Source organism: Aquabacterium sp., from assembly GCF_049317225.1.
GTDB lineage: Bacteria > Pseudomonadota > Gammaproteobacteria > Burkholderiales > Burkholderiaceae_C > Aquabacterium.
In genome coordinates this window covers 23,087-49,622 of record NZ_JBMOIR010000011.1, presented here as the reverse complement: position 1 = coordinate 49,622, position 26,536 = coordinate 23,087, and the positions used below count along the sequence as shown (strand labels likewise).

Here is a 26,536-nt window from a genome sequence, read left to right as displayed (position 1 = left end):
CCATGACAAAGCTCTTTCGACCTGCTCGCCGAGCGGTATTGCAACTGGCTTGGACGGCTGGCCTTTCTCTGGGGATGACCGGGGTGCCCGTTGTCGGGTGGGCCGCTGCGCCTGTCTCGCTGGCTTCGGCCATGTTTTCACCTCGCGCTGCGGCCATGCCAGCGGTGCCGGAGGTGGCCGCGCGTGCCTTCATTCTGCAGGATGTGGGCAGTCGTCAAACCTTGGGTGAACGACAGGCCGATCAGCCTTTGCCCCCTGCCTCGCTGACCAAGCTGATGTCGGCCTATCTGGTGTTCCAGGCGCTGGAGTCGGGAAAGCTCAAATCAGATCAGGCACTGACCGTCTCGGACAAAGCTTGGCGTGCGGGGCTGAATGGTGCGGTGCGGATCGCCGCGGCACCGAATGCCACGCTGCGGGTGGATGACCTGATTCGCGCCATGACCGTGTTGAACGCCAACGACGCGACGATCGCGCTGGCGGAAGGCGTGGCTGGTTCGGTGGACGCGTTTGTCGACATGATGAATCGTCAGGCCCAATCTTGGGGGCTGACAGCGACCCACTTCCAAAATGCCGATGGCACCGCAGAGCGGCAGCATCTCAGTACCGCGCGGGATCTGTCGTACATCGCGGCGCGTCTGGTGCTGGATTTCCCTTCGGCTCTGCCGTATTACGCGCCCAAAAGCATCACCGTGGAGGGGGTTCCGCAAGCCAGCCGCAACCTCTTGTTGCTGCGTGATCCCAGTGTCGACGGTTTGCAGGCAGGCTACACAGAGTCGGGCGGGTATGCGCAAGTTGCCACGTCGCGTCGCACCATCGCCGGGGTCGAGCGACGCTTGATCAGCGTGGTCCTGGGCGCCAACTCCAGTGAAGCGCGTGCCGGTGAAAGTCAGAAGTTACTCAATTGGGGCTACAGTGCCTTTGACGTGGTCAAGCTGTTTGATGCGGGCCAACCTGTCACCACTGCCAAGGTCTGGAAAGGCGGTTCATCGACCGTGCCGATCGGGCGCCCCGAGCCACTGATCGTGGTGGTGCCTCGTGGGCAAGGCAAGCTGCTCAAGACCCAGTTGACCCGCCCTGACCCTCTCATGGCGCCACTGCTGAAGGGGCAAAACGTGGCGACGTTGCAGATCACGCTGGGCGGTCAGCCATGGCAAAGTCGCCCGTTGCAGGCGCTGGAAGCGGTGCCCAGCGCTGGCTGGCTGGGGCGCGTATGGGATGCCATCCGTCTTGGCATCCAATGATTCAGGATTTCGACATGACGCATCAACCCGTGAACCCCATCATTCCTCCCGAGCAGTCGCTCATCGAGTACCCCTGCGCCTTTCCCATCAAAGTGATGGGCGCCCATCACGAGACCTTCATCGAGGCCGTGGTGTCCGTGGTAATTGCCCACGATCCGGCGTTTGACGCCTCGACCATCCAGCGTCGCCCGAGCAGCAGCGGCAACTACTTGGGCCTGACGGTGACCGTCACGGCCACCAGCCGCGAGCAACTCGACAATATCTACCGCGGATTGAGCGGCCACCCTCTCGTGAAATACGTGATCTGACGCATGCGTCAGGTGTGGCAAACGCACGCATACAATGTCTGTGATCTGGCCGAAGCGCCTCTGGTGCCTCGGCCCTTTGTTTGAAGGAACCTGAAGTGTTTATTTCTGAAGCTTATGCCCAAGCCGCAGCCCCCGCTGCCGGCGCCTCTGGTGGTCTGATGAGCATGCTGCCGCTGGTGCTCATGTTCGTGGTGCTGTACTTCGTCATGATTCGTCCACAGATGAAGCGCCAGAAGGAAACCAAGGCCATGCTCGACGCGCTGGCCAAGGGTGACGAAGTCATCACGCAAGGTGGTGTCATGGGTCGCATCACCAAGCTGGGCGACACCTTTGTCAGCGTGGAAGTGGCCAATGGCGTCGAACTGCAACTGCAGCGCGTGGCCATCGTGCAGGTCCTGCCCAAAGGCACCTACAAGTAATAGAACGCCTGCGTCGTCGAGGACCTCATGAACCGCTATCCCTGGTGGAAGTACCTGATCATTGCCGTGGCGCTGGCCATCGGCGTGGTCTATAGCCTGCCCAACGTATTTGGCGAGGCGCCAGCCGTGCAACTCTCCAGTGGCAAAGCCACGCTCAAGCTCGACAGCGCTGCTGTGGCTCGGGTCGAGGCGGCCCTCAAGGATGCGGGCATCCAGGCCGACTTTGTCGAGCTGGATGGCGCCTCCGTGCGGGCGCGGTTCAAGGACACCGACACGCAATTGAAGGCGCGCGACGTCATCCAGCGCACCTTCAACCCCGATGAATCGGATCCGCGCTATATCGTGGCGCTGAATCTGGTGTCGCGCTCGCCGCAATGGTTGCGTTCGCTCCACGCCCAGCCCATGTATCTGGGCCTGGACCTGCGTGGGGGCGTCCACTTCCTGATGCAGGTGGACATGAAGGCGGCGCTGACGCAAAAGATCGACAGCCTGTCGGGCGACATCCGCACGCTGCTGCGTGACAAGGACATCCGCCACAGCGGCATCCGCCGTGAGGCCAACACCGTGATCGTGCGCTTCCGCGATGACGCGGTGCGCAAGACCGCTCGCCCTGTGTTGCAAGACAACTTGCCGGACCTGATCTGGGCGGATTCGACCGATGCCGGTGGTTCGGGTGACGTGACGCTGGTGGGCTCGCTCAAGCCGACCTCCGAGCGCAGCATTCAGGAACAGGCCCTCAAGCAAAACATCACCACCCTGCACAACCGGATCAATGAGCTGGGTGTGGCCGAGCCCGTGATCCAGCAGCAAGGTCTGGACCGCGTGGTGGTGCAGTTGCCGGGCGTGCAGGACACCGCCAAGGCCAAGGACATCATTGGTCGCACGGCCACACTGGAAGTGCGCATGGTCAACGACAGCACCGAAGCGCAAGCCGCGCTGTCCGGCGGTCCCGTGCCCTTCGGCTACGAGCGCTACATGGAGCGCGGTGGCGTGCCCATCATCGTCAAGCGCGAAGTGGTGCTGACCGGTGACAACCTGACCGACGCCCAGCCCGGCTTCGATGAAAACCACGAAGCCGCGGTCCACCTGACCCTGGACGCCCGTGGCGCCCGCATCTTCAAAGATGTGACCCGCGAAAGCGTTGGCAAGCGCATGGCCATCATCCTGTTCGAAAAGGGCAAGGGTGAGGTTGTGACGGCCCCCGTCATCCGTGGCGAAATCGGTGGTGGCCGCGTGCAGATTTCGGGCCGCATGACGACCGAAGAAGCCGCCGACACCGCGCTGCTGCTGCGCGCCGGTTCGCTGGCCGCACCGATGACCATCATCGAAGAGCGCACCGTGGGCCCCAGCCTGGGGGCGGAAAACATTGCACAGGGCTTCAATTCGCTGGTCTATGGTTTTGCCGCGATTGCCGTCTTCATGTGCATTTATTACCTGCTGTTCGGCGTGTTCTCGACCATTGCGCTGTCGGTGAACCTGCTGCTGCTGGTCGCTGTGCTGTCGATGTTGCAAGCCACGCTGACCTTGCCGGGTATTGCGGCGATTGCGTTGACGCTGGGCATGGCCATTGACTCGAACGTGCTGATCAACGAGCGCGTGCGCGAAGAGTTGCGCAATGGTTCGGCACCGCAAACCGCCATCCGTGCCGGTTACGAACACGCCTGGGCCACGATTCTCGACTCCAACGTCACCACCCTGATTGCCGGCCTGTCGCTGCTGGCCTTTGGTTCGGGCCCGGTGCGTGGGTTTGCCGTCGTGCACTGCCTGGGCATCCTGACGTCGATGTTCTCGGCGGTGTTCTTCTCGCGCGGTCTGGTCAACCTCTGGTATGGCCGCCAGAAGAAGCTCAAGAGCGTGTCAATTGGTCAGGTCTGGAAGCCCCAGGAATAACAAGAAGAGGGAACTAGCATCATGGAATTCTTCCGCATCAAGCGTGACATTCCCTTCATGCGCCACGCGTTGGTTTTCAACGCTGTGTCGTTCTTGACCTTTGCTGCCGCCGTGTTCTTCCTGTTCACGCGGGGACTGCATCTGTCGATCGAATTCACCGGTGGGTCGCTGATTGAAGTGCAGTACGCGCAAAGCGCGGACCTGAACAAGGCGCGGGCCGCCATCGAGTCGCTGGGCTACGGTGAAGTGCAGGTGCAGAACTTTGGCACCTCGCGCGATGTGCTGATCCGTCTGCCGCTGCGCGGCCAGATGAAGCAGGGCGAAGTCGTGGGCAAGGTCTTCGGGGCCCTGTGCACGGCTGAGCAAGGCACCCTCAAGACGGTCGAAACGACAGACAAGGGCCCGGCGCAGGTCTGCCAAGTGGCCGATGGCGGGCAGCCTGTGGCCCTGCAGCGCAGCGAATTCGTGGGCCCGCAGGTGGGCGAAGAGCTCGCTCGTGACGGCGCGCTGGCGCTGGGCGTCACCGTGCTGGGCATCATGATCTACTTGGCCATCCGCTTCGAATGGAAGTTCGCGGTGGCGGGCATCATCGCCAACCTGCACGACGTCATCATCATCCTGGGTTTTTTTGCCTTCTTCCAGTGGGAGTTTTCGCTGTCTGTGCTGGCGGCGGTGCTGGCCGTGCTGGGCTACTCGGTCAACGAGTCCGTGGTGATCTTTGACCGGATTCGCGAGGCCTTCCGCAAGTTCCGCAAGATGAGCACGGTCGAGATCATCGACCATGCCATCACGTCCACGATGAGCCGCACCATCATCACCCACGGCTCGACCGAGGCCATGGTGCTGGCGATGCTGTTCCTGGGCGGCCCCACGTTGCACTACTTTGCGCTGGCGTTGACCATCGGCATCGTGTTCGGTATCTACTCGTCGGTGTTTGTGGCCGCTGCGATTGCGATGTGGCTGGGCGTCAAGCGAGAAGATCTGGTCAAGACCGCCAAAAAAGATATCGATCCGAACGATCCGCACTCCGGTGCGGTGGTGTAGAGTCAAAAGAGTCTTACTCTTTTTCCCCTATGTCCATAGGCCCCCACCGTGCGCTGGCGCTGACTGCCCGGCTCAGCTTTGTCGAAGCCCTGATGCGGGGCTTCGATGCCATGGTGCAAGCCTGTCTGGAGGGGGCTCGGGTTCAAGCCACCCAGTTGGGTGACCCCTCTTTGGCTATGAAGCGCCGAGATCTGGTGCTGGACCTGGGCAAGCTGGCCGCCATTTGGCGTGCGGACATGGATAAGGCCTTGAACGAGGCCTTGCGCGATTTGCGCGTGGGGCGTGCGGTGGGGCTCAAGCCTGCCTCCAGTGCCATCACCCGCGCGGACGTGCCGCTCAGTTTGCTGGAAGACAGTGACATTGAGCGTGATTTGGCGGTGTCTCGTCTGGCACAGGCTATTTCGGATGTGACGGGTTCTGAGTACACCGATTTGAATGCCCGCTTGCAAGCTGTGCAAGGTGCCGTCGAGCCCTCGAACGTGCAGATGGATGTCCTGACCCCTTATTGGGTGGGGCGTGTGGTGGTCTCTGCTTGGCTGGATTGCGGTCTGGGGCTGGAGCACTGGGGCACGTTGCAAGGCGTAGTTCACCAGGAAGTCGCGCAGTGGGCCTTGGAGGCCTATCACTTTGCCAACGGGGTTTTGCTGGATCACGGGCTACGGCCGGAAATCGACCTGCGCCCGTTCATCCGCCGCGCCAAGGACACGGGTGTAGGGCGTGCCACGGTCATGGGTGGCGTGGGGGGCAGCGCCGGCGGCGGCAACAGTGGCCTGCAGCCTCTCGGTCAGCCTTACGAGGAAACGCGTTTGCTGACGCAGACGCCCGGCATGTACAAGACGCCTGTGCAGTCGCAAGCCTTGTTGAGCAAGCTGACGCAGGTTGTCGGACGTCAGGTGCCGGAGTTCGAGCAAACGCATGCTGACGGCCACACGGTCCGTGAAGCAGCGCCAGGGGTGTCGGCGGGCTTGGGGCAGGCCATTCAGGCTGTGGGCGACGTGGTGCGCCGTCAGATCGGGGGCGGCGGGGAAGCCGAGGCGCACACGCCCTCCCAAGTGCTGCAAGAACTGCAGCAAAGCAAGCGTGCGCTGAAACAGTCGGCCAGTACACCGGTCGAGCGCGCGACCATCGAAATCGTTGCTTTGCTGTTTCAGGCGATCCTGACGGAGGAGCGCCTGCCTGCGAGCATCCGTGTCTGGTTTGCGCGCTTGCAGATGCCCGTATTGCGTGTGGCCATCAGCGAGCCAGATTTCTTTGCCACGACCAGCCACCCTGCTCGGGTGCTGATTGATCGCATGGGTTCATGCGTGATGGGCTTCGTCGAAAGCGACGGCAACACCGAAGATGCACTTTACAAAGAGATTCGACGCATCGTGCAGGTGATCGAGGCCTATCCGGACACCGGCCGCCGCGTGTTCCAGACGGTGCTCAATGAGTTTGTCCGCTTCCTGGAAACGTATTTCCGTGAAGAAAATGAGGCGTCCCGTCGTGGCGTTTCGCTGGCACAGCAGGTTGAGCAGCGCGAGACGTGTGCCATCCAGTACACGATCGAGTTACGCAAGATGCTGGATGGTGTGCCGGTTCATGAAGGCGTGCGTGAGTTCATGTTCAAGGTGTGGGCCGATGTGATGGCGCACAGTGCAGTTTTGCACGGCACAAACAGCGAGCAGACCAAGGCGCTTAAGCGCGCCGCTGCGGACCTGATCTGGTCGGCCAGTGCCAAGACCTCGCGCGAAGAGCGTGCAGATGTGCTGCGCCGTTTGCCGCCCTTGCTGAAGACGGTCCGTGAAGGGATGGCCCGGGCGGGCTTGCCCTCAGACAAGCAAGACGAGCAAATTCAGGCGCTGAACGCGGCGTTGGCTGCTGCGTTTGCCGCGCGGTCGGCCACGATTTCATCGACCCACTTGCAGGCGGTCACCGAGCGTCTGGAGGCGTTGGGGGATGTGTTGCCTGACTTGGCATCGGTCGAGTTGGATGCGGAGACCTTGCGCGATCTGTCTGGCCATGAGAGTGATGACCTGGAGGTCGTGGCGGATGGGGGCAGCATGCCCACGCCGGCCATGGTGGGCTGGGCGAAGGAGTTGCAGATTGGTGCCTGGTTCGAGTTGGACTACCGTGGCAAGCAAGAGCATGTGCAATTGGCCTGGCATGGTTTGCAAAAGCAGCTCGCGCTGTTTGTGACCTCGTCCGGGCGAGGCGTGCTGTTCCAGTTGCATCGTCTGGCGGCCTTCTTGCAGGCAGGCTTGCTCACGCCCATGGAAGACGAGTCTCTGACCACTCGCGCGACACGCGTGGCTTTGGCCAAGCTGGACGCCGATCCCGATCGTCTGCTGAATTAAGCGGGCGGCGTGGCGCTCTGCTTGCACAGCAGCGCCTCAAAGGCCGCCTCGGTCAAAGGGCGGCTCAGGTGGAAACCTTGTGCCTCGTCGCAGCCGTGATCCCGCAGGAATGCGGCTTGGTCTTCGTTTTCGACACCTTCTGCCACGATGGCCACTTCCAGCCGGTGTCCCATGGCAATCAAGGCACCAACCAGGCGGCTGTCCCCTGGCGAGTGCGGGACCTGCGCGAGGAAGCTGCGATCCAGCTTGAAGCGATCGACCGGAAGTTCGCGCAGGTAGGCGAAGCTGGAGTACCCCACACCAAAATCGTCAATGGCGATGCTGACGCCCAGCAGGCGCAGTTGTGTCAGGACGTCTGCTGCTCGCAGTGATTCTCGCACCAGCACGCTTTCGGTGATTTCCAGCTCCAGCGCGGTCGGCGGCAGACCCGTGTCCCGAAGCGCCTGATCCACGGTGGCGACGATGTCTTCGCTTTCGAGTTGGACGGCCGACAGATTGACGGCCACGCGCAGGGGCCAGCCGGTCTGGGCTCGCCATTGTTGCCCCATGGTGCAGGCGCGCCGCAGCACCCATTTGCCCATTTGGACGATCAGTCCGGTCTCTTCGGCCAGGGGGATGAAGTCTGACGGCGGAATCAGCCGACCCTTGTGCTCCCAGCGCAGCAAGGCCTCGACACCCGTGATGTGGCCGGTTGCACAGTCGAACTGTGGCTGGAAGTGAAGCAAAAGCTCTTCGCGTTCAAGTGCGCGATACAGGTCGTTTTCAAGCAGCAGCGTGTCCACCGTCGCTGAGGCCATCTGCGGACTGAACATCTGGATCTGGTGGCGACCATTGTTCTTGGCCTGATACATCGCCAGGTCGGCATGCCGCATCAGGGTGATGGCGTCGCCGCCATGCTGAGGGTAGAGCACCATGCCGATGCTGGGGGTGATGCGCAACTCATGCGGGCCCACCCGGATCGGCTCATCGAAGAGGTCCAGCACCTTGCGGGCCACGACGGCGCCGTCGGATTCATCGGTGAGTCGGGGGAGCAGGATCACGAACTCGTCGCCGCCCAGCCGCGCAACGATGTCCGAGGTGCGCATGCCGTTGCGCAAACGTCTGGCGACCTCGACCAGCACCGTATCGCCAATGTGATGACCCAGGGTGTCGTTGATTTTCTTGAATCGGTCCAGATCCAGGAACATCAAACCCATGGTGAACTGCTCACGCTCCGCCATGGCCAGACTGGTTTTGAGCTGCTCTTGCAGCATGTTGCGGTTGGGCAGGGCGGTGAGCGAATCGTGCAGCGCCATGTGCTCAAGTTTGACCTCGGCTTCCCGCCGCAGCGTCACGTCATGTGCCATGACGAGGTAGCCGGTCAGCGTGCCGTATTCGTCGCTCAATTCGGTGACAAGAATCTCGGCGACCAGCGTGCTGCCGTCTGAACGGATCATGCGCCACTCCGACGGCACGCCTGGCGACTCTTTGGCGAGATGGGTCAGGACATCGAGTTCGGCATTGGACTCAGGCTCTCCTTGTCGCATGGCGATCAGGTGGGCGCTTTCTTTGACTTGTTCCGGATCGAAGAAACGCTGGGTGGTGCAGCGTCCCACCAGTTCGTTGGCACGGTAGCCAATCAAGCGTTCACCAGCCGGATTGACCGTCTGGATCACGCCGGAGGGGTTCAGCACAAAAATGGCGTAAGGGGCGCTGTGGACGATGACGCGGCGCATCTCGTCGACTTCGTTGAGTTGTCGTTGTGCCTCGAAAATGGCGCGGTCTGCCGCTTCCTGCGGGGACAGGTCTCGCACCACCAGAATGTATTGCTTTTGTCCTTCCCACAGCATGCTGCTGACCGTCAGGTCCAATGGGAAGGTCTGTCCGCCGCCGCGAAGCCCTTCGGTCCGGCGGCCCAGTGCGTTCATGCCCGCATGTTGCAGTTGCAGGAACGCCTCCAGCGATGCCTCGCTGTCCACCGAGGCATGAGGGATCAGCTCGTCGAGTGTCGCCCCGATCACGCTGGCATGGGCGCGGTCAAACATGCGACAAATCGCCAAGTTGGCGCCGATGATGTGACCGTCTTCCGTGAGCGCAAGGATCCCGTCAATGGTGTTGTCAAGCACGGCGCGCAGGCGCTGTTCGTTGCCCAGCGCCTGGTTGCTGAGTTCTCGCGCCATGGCGGCGGCTTTGCCGTGCCGCAAAGCGGCTCCGCGCAGAGCCCACCACAGCCCCAAGGTTGTGGTGAGGCTGGCCAACAGCAGCGCCATCGGGAAAGCAGCCAGCAAAGGCTGACGATGGCCTTGTGTCAGTGTCAGTGTCCAAGTTCGATCACCTGCAGGCAGCGTCAGGCTGATCGAATTGTGCCGATTCAGGGGTTCGGCCGTGTCGAATTGCGGTGCAACCCACTCGGCGCTGTCAAACAGCGGTGGCGGGGACGGATCCAGGCCGGGGCCACGATCGCGGACCGTCCAGTGCAACTGAGCCCAGCGATCTGATGGCAGTACTTGGCGCATGAGGTCGGGGGCACGAAACACCCCGCTCACGGTGCCGATGAAGGCTTTGTGACGTTCCTCAAGTGATTTGACTGGGCGATTGAGCTTGTAAACCGGCAGGCGGACAATGAATCCCACGCCACCTTGTATCAGGACCACGGGCTGTGACAGGCTGCTGCGCCCATTGTCTCGGGCGCGCTCCATGGCCTCCTTCAGCAGCGGGCGAGTCAGGATGTCGAAACCAAATGCCGCCTGGTTGTTGGCCATCGGTTCGTTGAACACGATGGGGACGTACAGCGGGCGATCGCCTGCGGGCTTGATCTGGAAGCCGGGGTAGCCTTGACGGGTGATGCTGCGGTCGCCTGAGACGCGACGCTCAAATTCGCTGCGTTCTTCAAGCGTGACCTGTCGCGCAAACTGGATGGCCGTGAGCGCCGGGTACTCTCGCTCAGGCGCCATGTCCACAAAGCGCTGATGAAAAGTGCGCCGCCCTACGGCGTCATTTGCCTGGAACAATGCCTGGAAAGCCCCGAGGGCATCGATGTAGTGATCGAGTTGTTGCGCCAGTCTTTGCTGCAAGGATGTCGCGTCTGCCGTGAAGGCCTCATCGGCTTGCGCTTGCTCTCGCTTGGCGGCTTGCAGCCATGCTGCCAGGCTAAGGATAAGACCGACGAGCAGCACCAGTTTGGCCATACGGGCCAGCCAGCGCGACTCCTCTCTCGTCTTATCGATGTCGATCAGCATCCACGTCCTTGAAGTGCCAGAGGTGACCAACCCTCAAAGGGGCCGGCGCATCCAGCTTTATCGGACTGTGGAATGCGGGGCTTGATGCCAGCCCCCCGCTGCAGGGGGGCATGGGCGACATGGAAAGCCGTCAAATTGTGAAAACGGTCACACTCCGCGTGCCATGGCCATCAGGCGAGCAATGCGCTCCTGCGTGGACGGGTGGGTCGAGAACAGGCCTTTGATCCCCTCGGCAGAAAGCGGGTTCATGATCATCATCTGCGCGGTTTCCGGGTGGGCCTCGGCGGCGTGCAGCGGAATGCCCTGCGCGTACCGATGGATCTTGTCGAGTGCGCTGGCCAGGGCGGCCGGGTCCCCGCAGATTTCGGCGCCGCCCCGGTCGGCTTCGAACTCGCGTGCGCGGCTGATGGCCATCTGGATCAGGCTGGCCGCCAGCGGGGCCAGGATGGCCACGGCGATGCCTGCGATCGGGTTGGTGGGGCGCCCTTCTTCATCGCGGCCGCCAAACAGCACGGCAAAGTTGGCCAGCATCGAGATGGCACCGGCCATCGTGGCGCTGATGGTGCTGATGAGGATGTCGCGGTGCTTCACGTGGGCCAGTTCGTGGGCCATGACGCCGCGCAGTTCACGCTCGGTCAGCACGTTGATGATGCCCGTGGTGGCGGCCACCGCCGCGTGCTCAGGGTTGCGGCCCGTGGCGAAGGCGTTGGGGGCGTCTTCGTCGATCAGGTAGACCTTGGGCATGGGCAGGTTGGCGCGCTGGGCCAGTTCTTTGACCATGGCGTAGAAACGCGGCGCGGAGGTTTCGTCCACCTCGCGGGCGTTGTACATCTTCAGCACCATCTGGTCGGAGAACCAGTAGCTGAAGAAGTTCATGCCGAGCGCCACGACCAAGGCCAGCATCATGCCGGCGCGTCCCCCGATCATGGCACCAATGGCCATGAACAGGGCGGTGATTGCCGCCATCAGAATGGCAGTTTTCATCAGGTTGAACATGTCGTGCGGGCCTCCTGCCCCAGTCAAAGCGAAACGCCATCACATGATGGCGTTTCTTAGATGCGGTGTGTCGCTGGAAGTTCAACCCAGCAAGCTGGGCAGACTCAGGTTTTGCAGAAAGTCGCGCACCTGCACGCGCTTGCCGCCGGGGCGCTGCAGCGTTTGCAGGCGCAGGGCCTGCTGTCCGCAGGCCACCACCATTTGCTCGCCTTGCGCGTGAAGCACCTGGCCGGGCGTGCCGTGTCCGTCGCAGACCGAGGCGGCCCACACCTTCACCACTTCCGGGCTCTTGTCGGTTGGCAACTGGAAGGTGCAGCCCGGGAATGGGTCGAACGCGCGGATGCGCCGGGCAATTTCATCGGCCGACTGCGCCCAGTCGATGGCCGCTTCGGCCTTCTCGATCTTGTGTGCGTAGGTCACGCCGTCAGCCGGTTGCGGCGTGGGCGCCAGGCCACCGGTGGCCGCCAGGTTCAGGGCCGACACGATCATGCGTCCACCCAGTTCGGCCAGTCGGTCGTGCAGCACGGCGGTGGTGTCGGTGGGCAAGATCGGGGTGCGCTCGATCAACAGCATGTCGCCGGTGTCGAGGCCAGCATCCATTTGCATGATGGTGATGCCCGTCTCTGCATCGCCCGCCTCAATGGCACGGTGGATGGGCGCAGCACCACGCCAGCGCGGCAAGATGGAGCCGTGGATGTTGAGGCAGCCCAAGCGTGGCAGATCCAGTACCCATTGGGGCAGGATCAGGCCATATGCCGCCACGACCATGATGTCAGGGGCTGAGGCCAGCAATGCGTCATGTGCGGCGGCGGCTTCGTCTGGGTATTTGCCGTCGAGTCGCAGACTGTGCGGCTGGCAGACCGGGATGCCGTGTTGCACGGCCAGTTGCTTCACGGCTGACGCTTGCAGCTTCATGCCGCGCCCGGCCGGGCGGTCGGGCTGGGTCAGGACCAGCGGCACCTCGAATCCGGCGCGCAACATGGCGTCCAGCGCCACGGCGGCAAATTCCGGTGTGCCGGCAAACGCCGCTTTCAGTGCGCTTGCCATGCTTTACTCGTCGCGCTGACGCTTGGCCAGTTTGGTCTTGATGCGGTTGCGCTTGAGCGGCGACAGGTATTCCACGAACACCTTGCCTTTCAGGTGGTCCAGCTCATGCTGCACGCACACGGCCAGCAACTCTTCGCCATCGAATTCGTAGGTCTCGCCTTCGCGATTGAGTGCGCGCACCTTGACGCGGGCGTGGCGGTCGACCTTGTCGTAAATGGTGGGCACCGACAGGCAGCCTTCTTCCCACACGATCATTTCGTCGCTGGCCCAGATGATTTCGGGGTTGATCAGCACCAACGGATCGTTGCGCTCCTCGCTCGTGTCGATCACGACCACGCGCTCGTGCACATTGATTTGTGTGGCGGCCAGGCCGACACCTTTGGCGTCGTACATGGTTTCCAGCATGTCATCGACCAGCTGTTTGATGCGGTCGTCTACCTGCGCGACGGGCTTGGCCACGGTATGCAGTCGGGGGTCGGGGTAACGAAGGATGGGCAGCAGGGCCATGGCAGGGTCGGGCAATCAGCGAGGAGGTTGTGGAAGTATCGCAACGACAGCGGGTATTCGCTGCAGGATTCAGCACGTAACACGGCGCAATTCTCGTTGCGATCGTGCGGCTTTTGCGGGCAGAATCAGACGATCATTGACCAGATTTTGCCGAATCTGGTGCATCCGTGTTGTGGATGCGCTTTTTTGGGCAGGTAGTGGAGACTGTTTTGATGACTCAGCGATCGCTGTCGAAGGGACCCAGCATCCCCACTTTCGTGCGCACCGGACGCGCGCTGTGTCTGTCTGCGCTGGCCGCGGCGACGATGGCTCTGGGTCTGCCGGGGACCGCTCGCGCGGAGTTCCCGAATTACCCCATCACGGCGCAGCAGAAGGCCACGGCCCAGCAAGTGGCGCAAGCCGGTGTGCCACTGTCGGAGTTGGCGCCAAATGCCCCTGATTCTTACACCGTCAAGCGGGGTGACACGCTGTGGGCCATTTCCAGCCTGTTCCTGAAGTCTCCCTGGCGCTGGCCTGAGTTGTGGGGCATGAACCTGCAACAGATCCGCAACCCCCACTTGATCTTCCCCGGTCAATACCTGTACCTGGACAAGAGCAATGGCCGTGCCCGTCTGCGCGTGGGTGAGCCGGTGGGCGGCGGTGTCAATGGCACCACCAAGCTGTCGCCACGCGTCCGTGAGGGTAGCCTCTACGATGCCATTGCCACGGTGCCCTTGCACCTGCTGGAGCCTTACTTCAACGAGGCAGTGATCTTCGACAACAGCGAAGAGTTGCTGCAAGCCCCCCGTGTCGTGGCCACGCAGGAAGGTCGCGTGTTGCTGTCGCGTGGCGAAACCGCTTATGTGCGTGGCGAGTTGGGCGGCCGTCGTGAGTGGCGTCTGTTCCGGACCCCCAAGCCGCTGCGTGACCCCAGCACCCAAGAGGTTCTGGGCTTCGAAGCTCAGTATGTGGGCACCCTGTCCTTGGTGCGTGAGGGCCTGGAAGGCACGGGCGCGGACGGGAACCCCGCCATCATTCCCTCCACCTTCACCGTGTCCAGCATCCGTCAGGAAGCCGGCGTGGGTGACCGCCTGGCTCCAGTGCCGGCCCGAGAGTTCGACAACCTGGTGCCCCATGCCCCCAACAAGGACATGGGCGGCCAGATCGTATCGATCTACGGCGAAGCCCTGACAGCGGGCCAGAACCAGATCGTGGTGCTCAACCGCGGTAGCCAGGATGGCATGGAGCGCGGTCATGTGATGGCGCTGTGGCGCGACGGCAAGGTGATGCGCGACGCTGTGTCGGGTGACCGTGCCGTGATCAAGCTGCCCGATGAGCGGCATGGTTTGCTGTTTGTCTTCCGTGTGTTCAACCGCATGTCGTATGCCCTGATTCTGTCCGCGCAGGATCCGGTGAAGGCAGGGGATCGCTTCACGCAACCTTGACCGCAGGATGAGGGTGGCCGATCCCCCATGAGGGGCGGCCGCAGACCCTCGACCTTGACGGACACTAGGGCGCCGGGCGCATGTCACACCCAGTGTGTGAGGTGGCCCGGCGTTGTTGCGTCTGGACAAGGGAAAGGTCGGCATGGATCGGGATGAGTTGTGGGCTTGGCTGCGGTTGCTCCTCACGCCGCATGTGGGGCCGGTGACGGCTCGGCGCTTGCTGGCCAATCTGGGCTCCCCGCAAGCCATCTTTTCGGCATCGCCTGCGGCGTTGGCGTCGCTGGTGTCGGCCCGTGAGGTGGCCGCGTTGTCCGAGGTCCCGCCTGATCTGCATCCGCAAGGGGTGGCAACGCAGAAGTGGCTATCCGAGGGCCCGGGGGATCGGCATCTGCTGACACTGGCGGATCCTCGCTATCCCGCCCGCATGCTGGCGGCGACCAATCCTCCCCTGATGCTGTTTGCGCAAGGGCAGCTGGCTGCGGTGCAAGGGCCGGCTGTGGCGCTGGTGGGCAGCCGCCACCCTACGCCACAAGGGACCGACAATGCGCGTGCCTTTGCTCGGGCGCTGGCACAAGCCGGGGTCACCATTGTGTCGGGCTTGGCGCGTGGCATCGATGCCGCAGCACATGAGGGGGCCATGGATGCGCCCGAGGGCCGAACGGTGGCGGTGCTGGGCACGGGCATCGATGTGATCTACCCGAAGGCGCATGCCGCGCTGGCGCAGCGCATCACCCAGCATGGCTTGTTGCTCAGTGAGTTTTTGCTGGGCACAGGGCCGCTGCCGGCGCATTTCCCCAAGCGTAATCGCATCGTGGCGGCGCTGGCCCAAGGCACCCTGGTGGTCGAGGCAGCTGTGCAGTCCGGCTCGCTGATCACCGCACGGCTGGCGCTGGACATGGGGCGCGAGGTGCTGGCCATTCCAGGCTCCATCCATTCGCCGCAGTCGCGCGGGTGTCATGCGCTGATCCGGCAAGGCGCCAAGTTGGTGGAAACGGCGCAGGATGTGTTGGAAGAGTTGCGAGTGGAGGTGCCGGAGGGCAGGGCCGAACCGGCCACGCTGATGCAGCCGGAGGACGATGAGGGGACCGTGGACCCGATCTTGGGCGCCATGGGCTACGACCCGGTCAGTCAGGAGGCCTTGTCGGCTCGCACCGGCTGGGGGCCTGCCGAGCTGGGCGCCCGGTTGCTGGAGCTGGAGTTGCTGGGGCAGGTGGCGCGCTTGCCCGGGCAGCTGTTCCAGCGGGTGGGTGCGGCGTGATCAGGCCTGAGGTCTGGTGATAATCACGACTGTGACCACCATCAAGTACCTGGGCCTGGCGCCCTACGAACCCACGATGGCTGCCATGGCAGCTTTCACCGAGCAACGCACGCCCGACACGCCGGACGAGATCTGGATTTGCCAGCATCCGCCGGTGTACACGCAGGGCCTCGCGGGCAAGGCTGAGCACGTGCTGCTCAATCCTCCTGGGCCGGATCACATCCCGGTGGTGCAGACCAATCGGGGCGGGCAGGTGACGTATCACGGCCCCGGGCAGGTGGTGGCCTATCCTTTGCTGGATCTGCGTCGCCGGGGCTACTTCGTCAAGGAGTACGTGTACCGGCTGGAAGAGGCCATCATCCGCACGTTGATGCACTTCGGTGTGACCGGGCACCGGGTGGCGGGTGCGCCGGGCATTTATGTGCGCGTGAACGATCCGTTTGCGCACGCCGCGTTGACCGAGCCGCCCGATCCACGCGATCCGTTCAAGGGCTTGGGCAAGGTGGCGGCACTGGGCATCAAGGTGACCCAGCACTGCACCTACCATGGCATGTCCCTGAACGTGGACATGGACTTGGCGCCGTTTGGTCGCATCAACCCCTGCGGCTATGCGGGCTTGGCCACGGTGGATCTGGCCTCGATCGGCGTGCAGGTGAGCCCGGAAGAGGTGGCGGCCGTGCTGGCCGGACACCTGAGCAGCCGGTTGGCCTCCTGAGCGAGCCCGAATCGGCTACAGTGACAGACCGGCTGCGCTACCCGCTGCGGCCGTTTTGTCAGGCCAGCTGACCCGGCGGGCCATGCCTTCATCTACTTTGCGACATGACTTCAGAACGCACGCCCACCCCACCGGCTGACGAGCAGCCCGCGGCGCCCGCCGCTTACGATCCGACGGCCAAGCAGAAGGCGCAGGCCAAAACCTCGCGCATTCCCATCAAGGTGGTGCCCGTCGGCGAAATTCTGAAGAAGCCAGATTGGATCCGCGTGAAAGCCGGTTCGCCCAGCACCCGCTTCTACGAGATCAAGAACATCCTGCGCGAACACAAGCTCAACACCGTGTGTGAAGAGGCGTCATGCCCCAACATCGGTGAGTGCTTTGGTCATGGCACGGCGACCTTCATGATCATGGGGGACAAGTGCACCCGGCGCTGTCCCTTCTGTGATGTGGGGCATGGTCGCCCTGATCCGCTGGATGTGAACGAGCCCGCCAACCTGGCCAAGACCATTGCCGCACTCAAGCTCAAGTACGTGGTGATCACCTCGGTGGACCGCGATGACCTGCGTGATGGCGGGGCAGGGCATTTTGTCGAGTGCATCCAGCAGATCCGCGAACTGTCGCCTCAGACCCGCATTGAAATCCTGGTGCCCGATTTTCGTGGCCGCGATGACCGTGCGCTGGAGATCCTGAAGGCGGCACCGCCCGATGTGATGAACCACAACCTGGAGACCTCGCCCCGCCTGTACAAGGAAGCGCGCCCGGGTTCCGACTACCAGTTCAGCCTGAACTTGCTCAAGAAGTTCAAGGCCCTGTTCCCCGAGATTCCCACCAAGAGCGGGATCATGGTGGGCTTGGGTGAGACCGACGACGAGGTGTACGAGGTGATGCGTGACATGCGTGCTCACCACATCGACATGATCACGATCGGGCAGTACCTGGCGCCTTCGGGTCATCACCTGCCGGTGCGCCGCTATGTGCATCCGGACACCTTCAAGGCCTATGAGCAGGCCGCGCTGGACATGGGGTTTACCCATGCCTCGGTGGGTGCCATGGTGCGAAGTTCGTACCATGCCGACAAGCAGGCCATGCAGGCAGGCGTGAAGGTCTGAGCTGGCGGTCGCGCTGACGGCGCAAGAAAAAAGGGAGCCCGCTGAGGCTCCCTTTTTGTTGTGCGGTGTTGGTCGCGCGTTGGTTTACTTGAACCACGACAGGATGCGTTGCCACAGCTTGCGGAAGAAGCCGGCTTCTTCCACGGCGTCCTGGGCCACCAGCGCTTGCTCGCCTTGCACTTGGCCATCCAAGGTGATCACGACCTTGCCCACCACGGCGCCCTTGGCGAAGGGAGCGGTCAGGTCGGGGTTGAGTGTGACCGTGGACTTGATCTCGGCGGCATGGCCACGCGGGATCGTGGCGGTAACGTCTTGCGCGGGCACGGCCTTGACCGTGTCCACCTTGCCGAAGCGCACGGGCGCCTCGGCCATCACGGTGCCCGCCGCCACGGGCTTGACGTTCTCGTAGTTGGCAAACCCCCAGTTGAACAGGGCGCGGGTCTGGTCAGCACGGTCCTGCATGCTCGACGTGCCCATCACTACCGAGATCAGTCGCTGGCCATTGCGCTTGGATGAAGCGGTCAGGCAGTAGCCGGCTTCTTCGGTGTGGCCGGTCTTGAGGCCATCCACGGTTGGGTCGGTGTACAGCAGGGCGTTGCGGTTGCCTTGCTTGATGCCGTTGAAGGTGAAGTCCTTTTCGGCGTAGATGCTGTAGTACTCGGAGCTGTCGCGGATGATGGCGCGCGCCAGCGTGGCCAGGTCACGGGCCGAGGCCTTGTGCGCAGGGTCGGGCAGGCCGGTGGCGTTCATGAAGTGGCTGTTCTTCATGCCCAGGCGTTGTGCCTCGTTGTTCATCAGCGCGGCAAAGGCTGGCTCGTTGCCGGCCAGGTGTTCGGCCACGGCCTTGGAGGCATCGTTGCCCGACTGGATGATGATGCCGCGCAGCATGTCGATCACCGAGGCCGAACTGTTGAGCGGCAGGTACATGCAGGATTCGGCGCTGGTGCCGCGGCACCACGCGTACTCGCTCACATGCACTTGGTCAGTGGGCTTGAGTCGGCCGGACTTCAGGGCCTGCTCGACGATGTAGCTGGTCATCATCTTGGTCATGGACGCCGGCGGCAGGGGCTGGTCGGCATTGGACTCGGCCAGCACGCGGCCGGAATCAAAGTCCATGACGATGTAGGCCTTGTTGGTCAGCGGGGGCGGTGGTGCCACCGTGACAGCAGCGTGGGCCGCAGAGGCAAGGCCCACGGCAAATGCGAGGGCGGTCAAAGGCTGGGTCAACCAGCGCAGGCGGGCGTTCATAGTGGGTATCCGTGTCGTGGGCGTAACGGGGCCTCAAGCACTCTGTTTGAGGCGAGGCGACATTGTCGCAAAGGCCGGCCGCACTTGTGTGACCTGGGCGAGCCTTTGAGTGGATCAGTCTTGTTTCGCCGCGGCCTGATCCAGCGTACGTGCGTGGGCAATCGTGGCGTGGAACAGCATGAGCACATTGCGCAGCACGTCGTCCAGCGGCGTGCGGCATTTGTCGACCACCCATTGGGTGGTGACGCGGGTGCAGGCGCCCACGAGGCCGCTGGCCATCATGAGGTGGTCCAGCTTGTGCTGGGCCAGCCGCGGAAACATCTGCTGCATGAAGCCTGCAATCAGGTGCGCAAAGTCTTGCGTGGTCTGGTCGGTGACCGAGGCCATGCCTTCGCCGGCGTTGAGCGCATCGATCAGGGCCACGCGTGCGCGCCGGGGGTCGTCACGTACGAAGGTCAGGAAGGTGCGCAGCGCGGCTTCTGCGAGCTTCTCGGGTTGAGGCTCGCATTGCGCGAGGGTCAGGACCGTGGCCTGCATCAATTCGCGGTTGACCGAGATGTAGACCGCACGGAACAGGGCTTCCATGCTGTCAAACGATTCGTAGAAATAGCGGGACGTCAGTTGGGCGCGTCCGCACACATCTCGGACGGTGGAGTGGTGGTAGCCCTGGTCCCCAAAGACGGCCAAACCCGCCTCGATCAGGCGAGCTTGACGCTGGCGTTGGCGTTCCTGCGGATCCACGCCCCCATAGCGTCGGCCAATCGGCCCTGAAGCGGAGGGGGGTGGAGGGTTTTCCCTGTTTCTGGAAACAACCATTGTCAAATACTATTTTTGAAATTAACCATTGTCAAATCGCCTCATGTCAATGAGGCCCGACAAGGTGGGGCATCTTGCCTGAGCTTTGCGCTGGAGCCAATGAGGCAAACGCGGGTTCTGGCCAGTTGTGCCCCCCGCCTTCTGGGGGGGGGCGCAGGCCTGATTTTCCTCTACACGGACCGAGATTGATTCATGAAGCAATTCAAAAACAAGGTGGCGGCCATCACAGGCGCGGCATCGGGCATGGGCCGCACGCTGGCGCTGGAATTGGCTCGCCGCGGTTGTCATCTGGCATTGAGTGATGTCAATGAGGCGGGGTTGGCTGAGACGGCGCAACTGGCAACCAAGCTGGGCGTGAAGGTCACCACCGCCAAGGTCAATGTGGCCAAGCGTGACGAGATGGTGGCTTGGGCCGATCAAGTGGTGCGCGACCACGGCAAGGTCAATCTGGTGTTCAACAATGCCGGGGTGGCGCTGGGTGCCTTCCTGGAAACAGTCAAGCCCGAAGATTTCGAATGGATCATGGGCATCAACTTCTGGGGCGTGGTGTGGGGTACCCAGGCGTTCTTGCCGCATTTGAAGAAGGCGGGCGAAGGCCACATCATCAATACGTCGAGCTTGTTTGGTTTGCTGGCGCTGCCCACGCAGGGCACCTACAACAGCAGCAAGTTTGCTGTGCGGGGGTTCACCGAGGCCTTGCGTCAGGAGCTGGATCTGGAGAACTGCGGTGTGAGCGCCACCTGCGTGCACCCGGGAGGCATTCGGACCAACATCGCGCGCGATGCTCGCATGGACAACAGCATCACGGCCAAGACGGGCAGCAGCGCCGAAGCCGCCAAGCGCCGCTTCGACAAGATGCTCAACACCACGACCGCCGAAAGTGCGGCCCTGCAGATCCTGCGTGCGGTCGAGGGGAACAAGCGGCGTGTGCTGGTGGGGCCAGATGCCAAGTTCCTGGACAAGATCGTGCGCATCTTCGGGTCCTGGTATCAGCCGCTGACCACGTATTTTTCTCGCAAGACCATGATGGGTTGATGCCTCGACGGCACGCCATCCCTACCAGACCCGATTGACCAGGAGTGTTGTGATGTCAGCTCTTCCGCGTTTTGATCACACTCAGGAAGCACAGGCTCAGCCTTTGATTCAGCGGTACCAACCTCCGGCCAATCTGCGCGAACGCATCATGGCGCCGCTGCTGCGGGCCGCCATGCGTTTTGGCGTCAAGCCTTTCTTTGGTCCACCGTGGCCCTTTGCGGTTCAGCGCTTTGCCATTGGCGCCGGAGCGCGACTGATGCCGCAGGATCGCCGTGCCGTCGTGACACATGAGTTCATCGGATCGTTGCCCGTTGAGCGGATTCGCCCTCGTGATGCGCAGGCCACCGGTCATGTGATTTTGTACCTGCACGGTGGGGGGTTCATTGCGGGCAGTCCCCGAACGCATCGGTCCATCACGCGGCGACTGTGTGCGTTAACGGGCGCCACCGTGATCGTGCCGGACTACCGGCTTGGGCCTGAGGCACGCTTTCCGGCGCAGATCGACGATGCTTTGACGTGCTACCAGGCTTTGCTGGCGGAAGGGTGGCGTGGCGAGCAAATCGTGGTGGCGGGCGATTCGGCGGGCGGTTCCTTGACGTATATGCTGTCGGCGATCGCGGCACAAAAGGGATGGCCGCAGCCTGCGGGTCTGGTGATGATTTCGCCTGCCTTGCAGTTTGATGCCATGTTGCACGCGACCGACCATCCCAAGTCCGCCGCGGATCCGGTCATTCGGCTGTCGTTGGCCGAGTCGGTGATGATGGCGCTTCAGGTCCCCATGAGTCATCCTTGGGCCGACCCGATGAAGCAGGATATCTCCTGCTTGCCGCCCACCTTGCTGCAGGTTGGGGAAGACGAGGTGCTGTATGACAGCGCCGACTGGTTGGTGCGCGCGGCCACCGCTGCCGGCCGCCAGATTGAGATGGAGGTGCACATGAAGCGCTGGCACGTGTTCCATGTGCACGCCGGACTGTTGCCCAGTGCCGACCGTGCCCTGATGCGCATCGCCGAGTTCATGCAGCGCCAGTGGACGGCGTGAACAAAAAAGCCCTGCTGAGCAGGGCTTTTTACTTTGGGGCACCTCAGGCGAAGCTGAAGTGTTCCTGATCCATCTGCATGAGTGCACGGGTGGGGGACAGCATGCTTTGCTTGTGACCATCGGCGCGTGGCAGCAGTCGCTCGAAATAGAACTCGGCGGTTTGCAGCTTGGCCTGGTAGAACTCGGCGGTGTCCTTGCCGCCTTGCTTCAACTTGGCTTGTGCGACCAGCGCTTGCTTGAGCCAGAAGTGCCCCATCATCACGAAGCCTGAATACATCAGGTAGTCGTAGCAGGCGGCGCTCACGGTGTCGCGGTCCTTGGCGGCGCGCAGCATAATGCGCAAGGTCAGCGCCTTCCATTGCAGCGCGCGCTTGGCCGCGGCACGGGCCATCTTGCCAATGGGGCCGCCATCCAGCAGATGGGGCTTGGCTTGTGCCAGCATCTCGTTGGTGAAGTCCTTGATGCACTTGCCACGGGTGGTCAGCAGCACCTTTCGGCCCAGCAGGTCCAGCGCCTGGATGCCGGTGGTGCCTTCGTACAGCGTGGCGATGCGCGCATCGCGTGCGATCTGCTCCATGCCGTGCTCTTTGATGTAGCCGTGGCCGCCAAACACCTGCATGCCGAGGTTGGCGCACTCCAGGCCCATCTCGGTGATGAAGCCTTTGAGAATGGGGGTGTAGAAGCCCAACTTGTCGTCGTACGCTTCGTACTGCGCCTGGTCGCCCGTGCCCACGGCCGTTACCATCAGGTCGGCCAATGTGGCGGCGTGGTAAATCATGCTGCGGGCCCCTTCGGCGATGGCGCGCTGGGTCAGCAGCATGCGGCGCACGTCTGCATGCCAGATCAGGGCATCGGCGACATGGTCGGCGTCTTTCTTGCCCGACAGCGCACGCATGGAGCGGCGCTCCTTGGCGTAGGGCAGTGAGCCTTGGTACGACAGTTCTGCGTGGGCCAGGCCTTGAACAGCCGTGCCGATGCGGGCGGTGTTCATGAACGTGAACATGGCTTCCAGGCCCTTGTTGGGCTCGGCAATCATGTAGCCAACTGCCTCGTCGAAGTTCATGACGCAGGTGGCCGATGCGCGGATGCCCATCTTGTGTTCCAGTGCCCCGGCCTTCACCGGGTTGCGTGCACCCAGCGTGCCATCGGCGTTGATCAGGAACTTGGGCACGATGAACAGCGAGATACCGCGCGTGCCCTTGGGGGCATCGGGCAGGCGCGCCAGCACGATGTGGATGATGTTGTCGGCCAAGTCGTGTTCGCCTGCCGAGATGAAGATCTTGGTGCCGGTGATCTTGTAGGTGCCGTCCGCCTGGGGCTCAGCCTTGGTCTTGACCTGACCCAGGTCGGTGCCACACTGGGGCTCGGTCAAACACATGGTGCCAGTCCACTCGCCGCTGACCAGCGGGGGCATGTAGGTCTGCTTCTGCACGTCGCTGCCAAACTGGAAGATGGTGTTCATGCAACCCAGGCTCAGGCCGGGGTACATGGTGAACGACCAGTTGGCCGTGCCCATCATTTCCGACTTGAGCAGGTTCAGGGACATGGGCAACTCCTGGCCGCCGTATGCCTTGGGGTGGGAGATGCCTTGCCAACCGCCCGCCACGTATTCGGCATAGGCCTCCTTGAAACCCTTTGGCGTGGTGACTTCGCCATCGTGAATGGTGCAGCCCTCTTGGTCGCCCGACAGGTTCAAGGGCGCCAGCACTTCCTCGCAGAACGTGGCGCAGCCTTCCAGAATGGCGTCCACCATGTCTGGGGTGGCATCTTCTGCATTGGGCAGCGTGGCGTAGTGCCCGGCGTAGTCGAACACTTCATTGAGCAAGAAGCGCATGTCGCGCAGTGGCGCCTTGTATTGCGGCATGAGTCACCTCGAATGTTGTCTGCCCGTGGCGGGCTTTGTCGAATCACGGATCAAACGATCGTTCATTTCAAACGAATGTTTGAATCAGGCGAATTTATACCGCAGCCATGCGCCGTTGTGTGTGGTTCGTTTTGCCCAGGGCCTTAAACGAGGGGGTGTTCACATAAAAAACCCCGCTGATCGGGCGGGGGAAAAAGGCAAGAGGTGCGGCGGCCGCACCTCTTCAACTTCGGGAACAAGGGTCGAATTACAGGCCCAGCAGTTTGTAAACAGGCTGCAGCAGGGTGTCCAACCAGCCGGGTACGCTGGTGTTTTGCGTGTTTCGCTGGGTTTCGAAGGCGCGGATCGGGGTGCCTGTGCCGTCAATCAGGTTGTCGACCACGGTGTTCAGGCTGCTGATGTTGGCTTCCTTGATGGCGGTGCCAGCAAAGGTGACGGTGGTCAGCGTGTGCGACTTCAGCAGGTCGCGGTAGAAGGGCACGTAGTAGCCCACGTTGGGGTACGGCTTCATGCCGTCTACCCACTTGTTGACTTCCACGATCCATTTCTTGTTCAGCAGCGTGTCGCGTGGCGTGCCGGATGCAGCGGCGGCAATCTCAGGGTAGAACGAGGTGTACGAGAAGGCCGAGTAAATGCCGTCTTGCTGCAGCGTGCTGAAGTTCAGGCGATCGTTCGGGAAGATTTTGGCCAGGCCCGTGCTCAAGGAGCCCAGGTTGTCGGCGGTGCCCGCGTAGGGGTACTTGGTCAGCAGTTTGGTGACCAGGCCATCTGCGCCATCCAGGCCCCACACGTCGCGGATCTTGTTGTGCAGGTGGACGGACGGCGAGACGTCGGGGCTGTCAGTGCGGTTGACCTGGAACAGCGGGCCCGAATCCGCCAGCAAAGCCGACTTCTTCGGGTTCATGGCGTTGCGCAGCCAGGCGTAGTTGGCCGTGCTGCCGGCGCCGCCCGCCGAGAAACCGGTCACAAACAACTGCGCGGGTTGTTTGAAGTTGGCGCCCAGCCATCGCGCCATGGCGTAGCCGTTGACGCTACCGCGGTGATATTGAATGCGTGGATTGGCGGGGTCGGCGTCCGAGTAGGCCGTGACCTTGTTGCCCGTGTGCACGTCACCCGTGCAGTACGGGGCGTACACGATGTTCCAGCTTTGAGTCTGGACCGACTGCAGCGGATGCAGACGCATCGAGAATGGCGTGATCAAGCCACCCAGTGCCACGCCGGACAAGCCGCCGTTGAGCACCCCGAGGAGGTTGGTCATGTAGTCCGTGGGGATACCGTTCGGATTGGATGCTGACAGGATGGACAGCCCCAGAGGGCCGGAACCTTTGCCTGCACAGGCATTTTGATCCCAGCATGCGCCACCGCCTTCAAAGATCACCACGGTCTTGGTGGTGAAGGGCGTCTTGTTGACGAAGAATCGATACGGCGTGCCGTTGCCGCACGACGCGCCCGTGCTGGCGGGTAGGGTCACGGCCTCCCACTGAAGGTACGCGGCAGAAGCCGCTGCGGGGGCCAAGGCAGCCAGCAAGGCCAGTTGAGGCAGACGAATCAGTCGCATGGTCAGGAATCTCTCTGAGTGAGGCGAACTGTCGTCAGCCGCCGTGGTTGTATGCAGCACTCAGTCTATGAATTCGTGGCATTTGACGCGATTCGGATAACGCCTGCTCAGGGTAACCCGAGGCTGTCGGGAACTCACCTAGCGAAACAGAATGCGATGTGATAAGTGCGACTAGGTTCCAAATACGGACAGGATCCCCGTGTAGCCGTATAGGTGGTGTCGCGCGATTTCGCCGCCAGCGAAGAAGCCAACCAAGGGGATGTCGCCCAAGGCGTGCGCAATGATGGCCATCTCTGCGTGGGGTGCACCAAAGTGATGGCCGCCGCGACCTGCGCAGCTGATGTAGATGGCGCCGGCAGGTGGGCGTCCAGGGTGGTCCGTCGGATCAAATTCTTCGCGGATTTCCGCGCAAATGCGGATCAGGTCTTGGCGCGCCGCTTGTGCATGTCGCTGACAGAACGCCAGTTGCATGCCCGGGGTGATCATGTCGCTGACGGCCAGCCCCTGCCGAGCCGGGGCCAACCCGATCAGGTGCCGAACACGGGTGTCGGCCCCGAAATGCGCACCGTGAGCCATGAGCGCCTCATCGGCTTCGCTGATGCCCACCAGCGTGGCACGCATGCGGGGCAGGGCGTCACGAGGCCAGTCGGATGCGGTCACCGTGGTGTTGACGCCCAAGTCTTGAAGCAGACACTGCAGTGCCGGTTGACCGTCCAGTTCGTAGACGATGTTGCGCTCACAGGCCGTGACTTCTCTGCGTGGGCCGACGGGTTCACAACCCTGGGTCACGCGCGACACGATGCGTACGCGCTGGTTAAACGCCACGCCTGACAAGCCACCCTGCCACAGGCCTTGATCCGGTGTCTGGGCAGATTGCCCCATGGGATCGGCGCCATGCGGGTCCAGCGCCAGGTGCACATGGTTGGAGGCACTTCCTGCGCTCAGGCCACCAAACAAAAAGCCGGTTTCCGTTCGCTCGGCCAGTTCTGCCAGCAAGTCCGGCAGGTCGGGTGTCTGCCCATCTGCGTGAACTTGTGCCGTGTGGGTGTGCCAAGCGCCAATCTTGTCGCCGACCAGTTCACGCAGCGGACCAGAGTGTCGCCACGATGACAAGGCTGGCAAGGGCTGGCGTCCGTGGAAGAGGCGGAAGTTTTCTGCCGGAAGGTTGCACACCATGACCACCAGCGCGGGCTCATCGGCATATTCCACCTCGTTGGCGAGGACACCAACCCCCACCGCACCCACCCAGGCCACGCTGGGTAAGCGGTGATGCAAGCCCGCCAGAATCACACCGGCCTCGGCTGCCAGGTCATCGGTCAGATACACCCAGCCCAAGGTTGGCTGCATCTCTGCGACCCCTTGGGATGCCAGTTGTGCCCACACCAACTCCAATGCCAACTCCGCACGAGGATGGGTCCCGTGGGCACGCACAAAGCGCAAGGGTGGCGATGGGGGCACGATGCG

21 protein-coding genes are annotated in these 26,536 nt (G+C 62.6%); 12 read left to right on the top strand and 9 right to left on the bottom strand.

Annotated elements, in window-relative coordinates; all coding sequences use genetic code 11:
- The first annotated feature begins 2 nt into the window (after positions 1-2).
- The 6 genes from ACOYNB_RS09130 (at position 3) to ACOYNB_RS09105 (ending at position 7,238) form a co-directional block, all read left to right on the top strand.
- Positions 3-1,241 (top strand): D-alanyl-D-alanine carboxypeptidase family protein, encoded by a 1,239-nt coding sequence (locus ACOYNB_RS09130; protein ID WP_422838779.1) that lies wholly within the window; start codon positions 3-5, stop codon positions 1,239-1,241.
- Between the two features lie 14 nt (positions 1,242-1,255).
- Positions 1,256-1,549 carry an HP0495 family protein gene (locus tag ACOYNB_RS09125; RefSeq protein WP_374258939.1) on the top strand — a complete coding sequence of 98 codons (294 nt, stop codon included), beginning with the start codon at positions 1,256-1,258 and terminating at the stop codon, positions 1,547-1,549.
- 95 nt (positions 1,550-1,644) lie between these two features.
- Positions 1,645-1,968 (top strand): preprotein translocase subunit YajC, encoded by a 324-nt coding sequence (gene yajC, locus ACOYNB_RS09120; RefSeq protein ID WP_374258940.1) that lies wholly within the window; start codon positions 1,645-1,647, stop codon positions 1,966-1,968.
- Between the two features lie 27 nt (positions 1,969-1,995).
- A complete protein-coding gene (gene secD / locus ACOYNB_RS09115; protein ID WP_422838778.1) occupies positions 1,996-3,858 on the top strand; it encodes a protein translocase subunit SecD in 1,863 nt (620 codons plus the stop codon).
- Between the two features lie 21 nt (positions 3,859-3,879).
- Positions 3,880-4,902, top strand: coding sequence for a protein translocase subunit SecF (secF, locus tag ACOYNB_RS09110; RefSeq protein WP_422838777.1), 1,023 nt, complete (start codon positions 3,880-3,882; stop codon positions 4,900-4,902).
- Between the two features lie 29 nt (positions 4,903-4,931).
- The gene (locus ACOYNB_RS09105; protein ID WP_422838776.1) at positions 4,932-7,238 is read left to right on the top strand and encodes a DUF1631 family protein; all 2,307 of its coding nucleotides are present in this window, start codon (positions 4,932-4,934) and stop codon (positions 7,236-7,238) included.
- Here ACOYNB_RS09105 and ACOYNB_RS09100 read toward each other — a convergent pair.
- The 4 genes from ACOYNB_RS09100 to def all read right to left on the bottom strand — a co-directional run bounded on the left by ACOYNB_RS09100 (position 7,235) and on the right by def (position 13,006).
- Positions 7,235-10,456 carry a bifunctional diguanylate cyclase/phosphodiesterase gene (locus tag ACOYNB_RS09100; RefSeq protein ID WP_422838775.1) on the bottom strand — a complete coding sequence of 1,074 codons (3,222 nt, stop codon included), beginning with the start codon at positions 10,454-10,456 and terminating at the stop codon, positions 7,235-7,237. The genes ACOYNB_RS09105 and ACOYNB_RS09100 overlap by 4 nt on opposite strands.
- Before the next feature lie 147 nt (positions 10,457-10,603).
- Positions 10,604-11,452, bottom strand: coding sequence for a zinc metalloprotease HtpX (htpX, locus tag ACOYNB_RS09095; protein ID WP_422838774.1), 849 nt, complete (start codon positions 11,450-11,452; stop codon positions 10,604-10,606).
- Positions 11,453-11,533: 81 nt separating this feature from the next.
- Positions 11,534-12,487, bottom strand: coding sequence for a methionyl-tRNA formyltransferase (fmt, locus tag ACOYNB_RS09090; protein WP_422838816.1), 954 nt, complete (start codon positions 12,485-12,487; stop codon positions 11,534-11,536).
- A 15-nt stretch (positions 12,488-12,502) separates the two neighbouring features.
- A complete protein-coding gene (gene def, locus ACOYNB_RS09085) occupies positions 12,503-13,006 on the bottom strand; it encodes a peptide deformylase (RefSeq protein WP_422838773.1) in 504 nt (167 codons plus the stop codon).
- 305 nt (positions 13,007-13,311) lie between these two features.
- Between def and ACOYNB_RS09080 the strand changes: the two genes are divergently transcribed.
- From ACOYNB_RS09080 to lipA, 4 genes are all read left to right on the top strand, one after another.
- Positions 13,312-14,430 carry a LysM peptidoglycan-binding domain-containing protein gene (locus tag ACOYNB_RS09080; protein WP_422838815.1) on the top strand — a complete coding sequence of 373 codons (1,119 nt, stop codon included), beginning with the start codon at positions 13,312-13,314 and terminating at the stop codon, positions 14,428-14,430.
- Between the two features lie 112 nt (positions 14,431-14,542).
- The gene (gene dprA, locus ACOYNB_RS09075; RefSeq protein ID WP_422838772.1) at positions 14,543-15,688 is read left to right on the top strand and encodes a DNA-processing protein DprA; all 1,146 of its coding nucleotides are present in this window, start codon (positions 14,543-14,545) and stop codon (positions 15,686-15,688) included.
- A gap of 22 nt (positions 15,689-15,710) precedes the next feature.
- The gene (gene lipB, locus ACOYNB_RS09070; protein WP_422838814.1) at positions 15,711-16,403 is read left to right on the top strand and encodes a lipoyl(octanoyl) transferase LipB; all 693 of its coding nucleotides are present in this window, start codon (positions 15,711-15,713) and stop codon (positions 16,401-16,403) included.
- A 104-nt stretch (positions 16,404-16,507) separates the two neighbouring features.
- On the top strand, positions 16,508-17,512 hold the full coding sequence (lipA, locus tag ACOYNB_RS09065) for a lipoyl synthase (protein ID WP_422838771.1): 1,005 nt from the start codon (positions 16,508-16,510) through the stop codon (positions 17,510-17,512).
- 84 nt (positions 17,513-17,596) lie between these two features.
- Here the strand turns inward: lipA and ACOYNB_RS09060 are convergent, their stop codons facing one another.
- Entirely contained in the window at positions 17,597-18,760 is a 1,164-nt protein-coding gene (locus tag ACOYNB_RS09060; protein WP_422838770.1) for a D-alanyl-D-alanine carboxypeptidase family protein, read from the bottom strand.
- 114 nt (positions 18,761-18,874) lie between these two features.
- Positions 18,875-19,501, bottom strand: a complete 627-nt coding sequence (locus ACOYNB_RS09055; protein WP_422838769.1) for a TetR/AcrR family transcriptional regulator — start codon at positions 19,499-19,501, stop codon at positions 18,875-18,877.
- Positions 19,502-19,768: 267 nt separating this feature from the next.
- On the opposite strand from ACOYNB_RS09055, the gene ACOYNB_RS09050 reads away from it, so the two are divergent.
- A complete protein-coding gene (locus ACOYNB_RS09050) occupies positions 19,769-20,611 on the top strand; it encodes an SDR family NAD(P)-dependent oxidoreductase (protein WP_422838768.1) in 843 nt (280 codons plus the stop codon).
- Positions 20,612-20,663: 52 nt separating this feature from the next.
- Positions 20,664-21,650: an alpha/beta hydrolase gene (locus ACOYNB_RS09045; protein WP_422838767.1), complete on the top strand. Its 987-nt coding sequence runs from the start codon at positions 20,664-20,666 to the stop codon at positions 21,648-21,650.
- 43 nt (positions 21,651-21,693) lie between these two features.
- Here ACOYNB_RS09045 and ACOYNB_RS09040 read toward each other — a convergent pair whose 3' ends face one another.
- From ACOYNB_RS09040 to ACOYNB_RS09030, 3 genes are all read right to left on the bottom strand, one after another.
- The gene (locus ACOYNB_RS09040; RefSeq protein WP_422838766.1) at positions 21,694-23,514 is read right to left on the bottom strand and encodes an acyl-CoA dehydrogenase C-terminal domain-containing protein; all 1,821 of its coding nucleotides are present in this window, start codon (positions 23,512-23,514) and stop codon (positions 21,694-21,696) included.
- Between the two features lie 247 nt (positions 23,515-23,761).
- Entirely contained in the window at positions 23,762-25,072 is a 1,311-nt protein-coding gene (locus ACOYNB_RS09035; RefSeq protein ID WP_422838765.1) for a pectin acetylesterase-family hydrolase, read from the bottom strand.
- Positions 25,073-25,243: 171 nt separating this feature from the next.
- Positions 25,244-26,530: an FIST signal transduction protein gene (locus tag ACOYNB_RS09030; RefSeq protein WP_422838764.1), complete on the bottom strand. Its 1,287-nt coding sequence runs from the start codon at positions 26,528-26,530 to the stop codon at positions 25,244-25,246.
- Positions 26,531-26,536 lie beyond the last annotated feature (6 nt).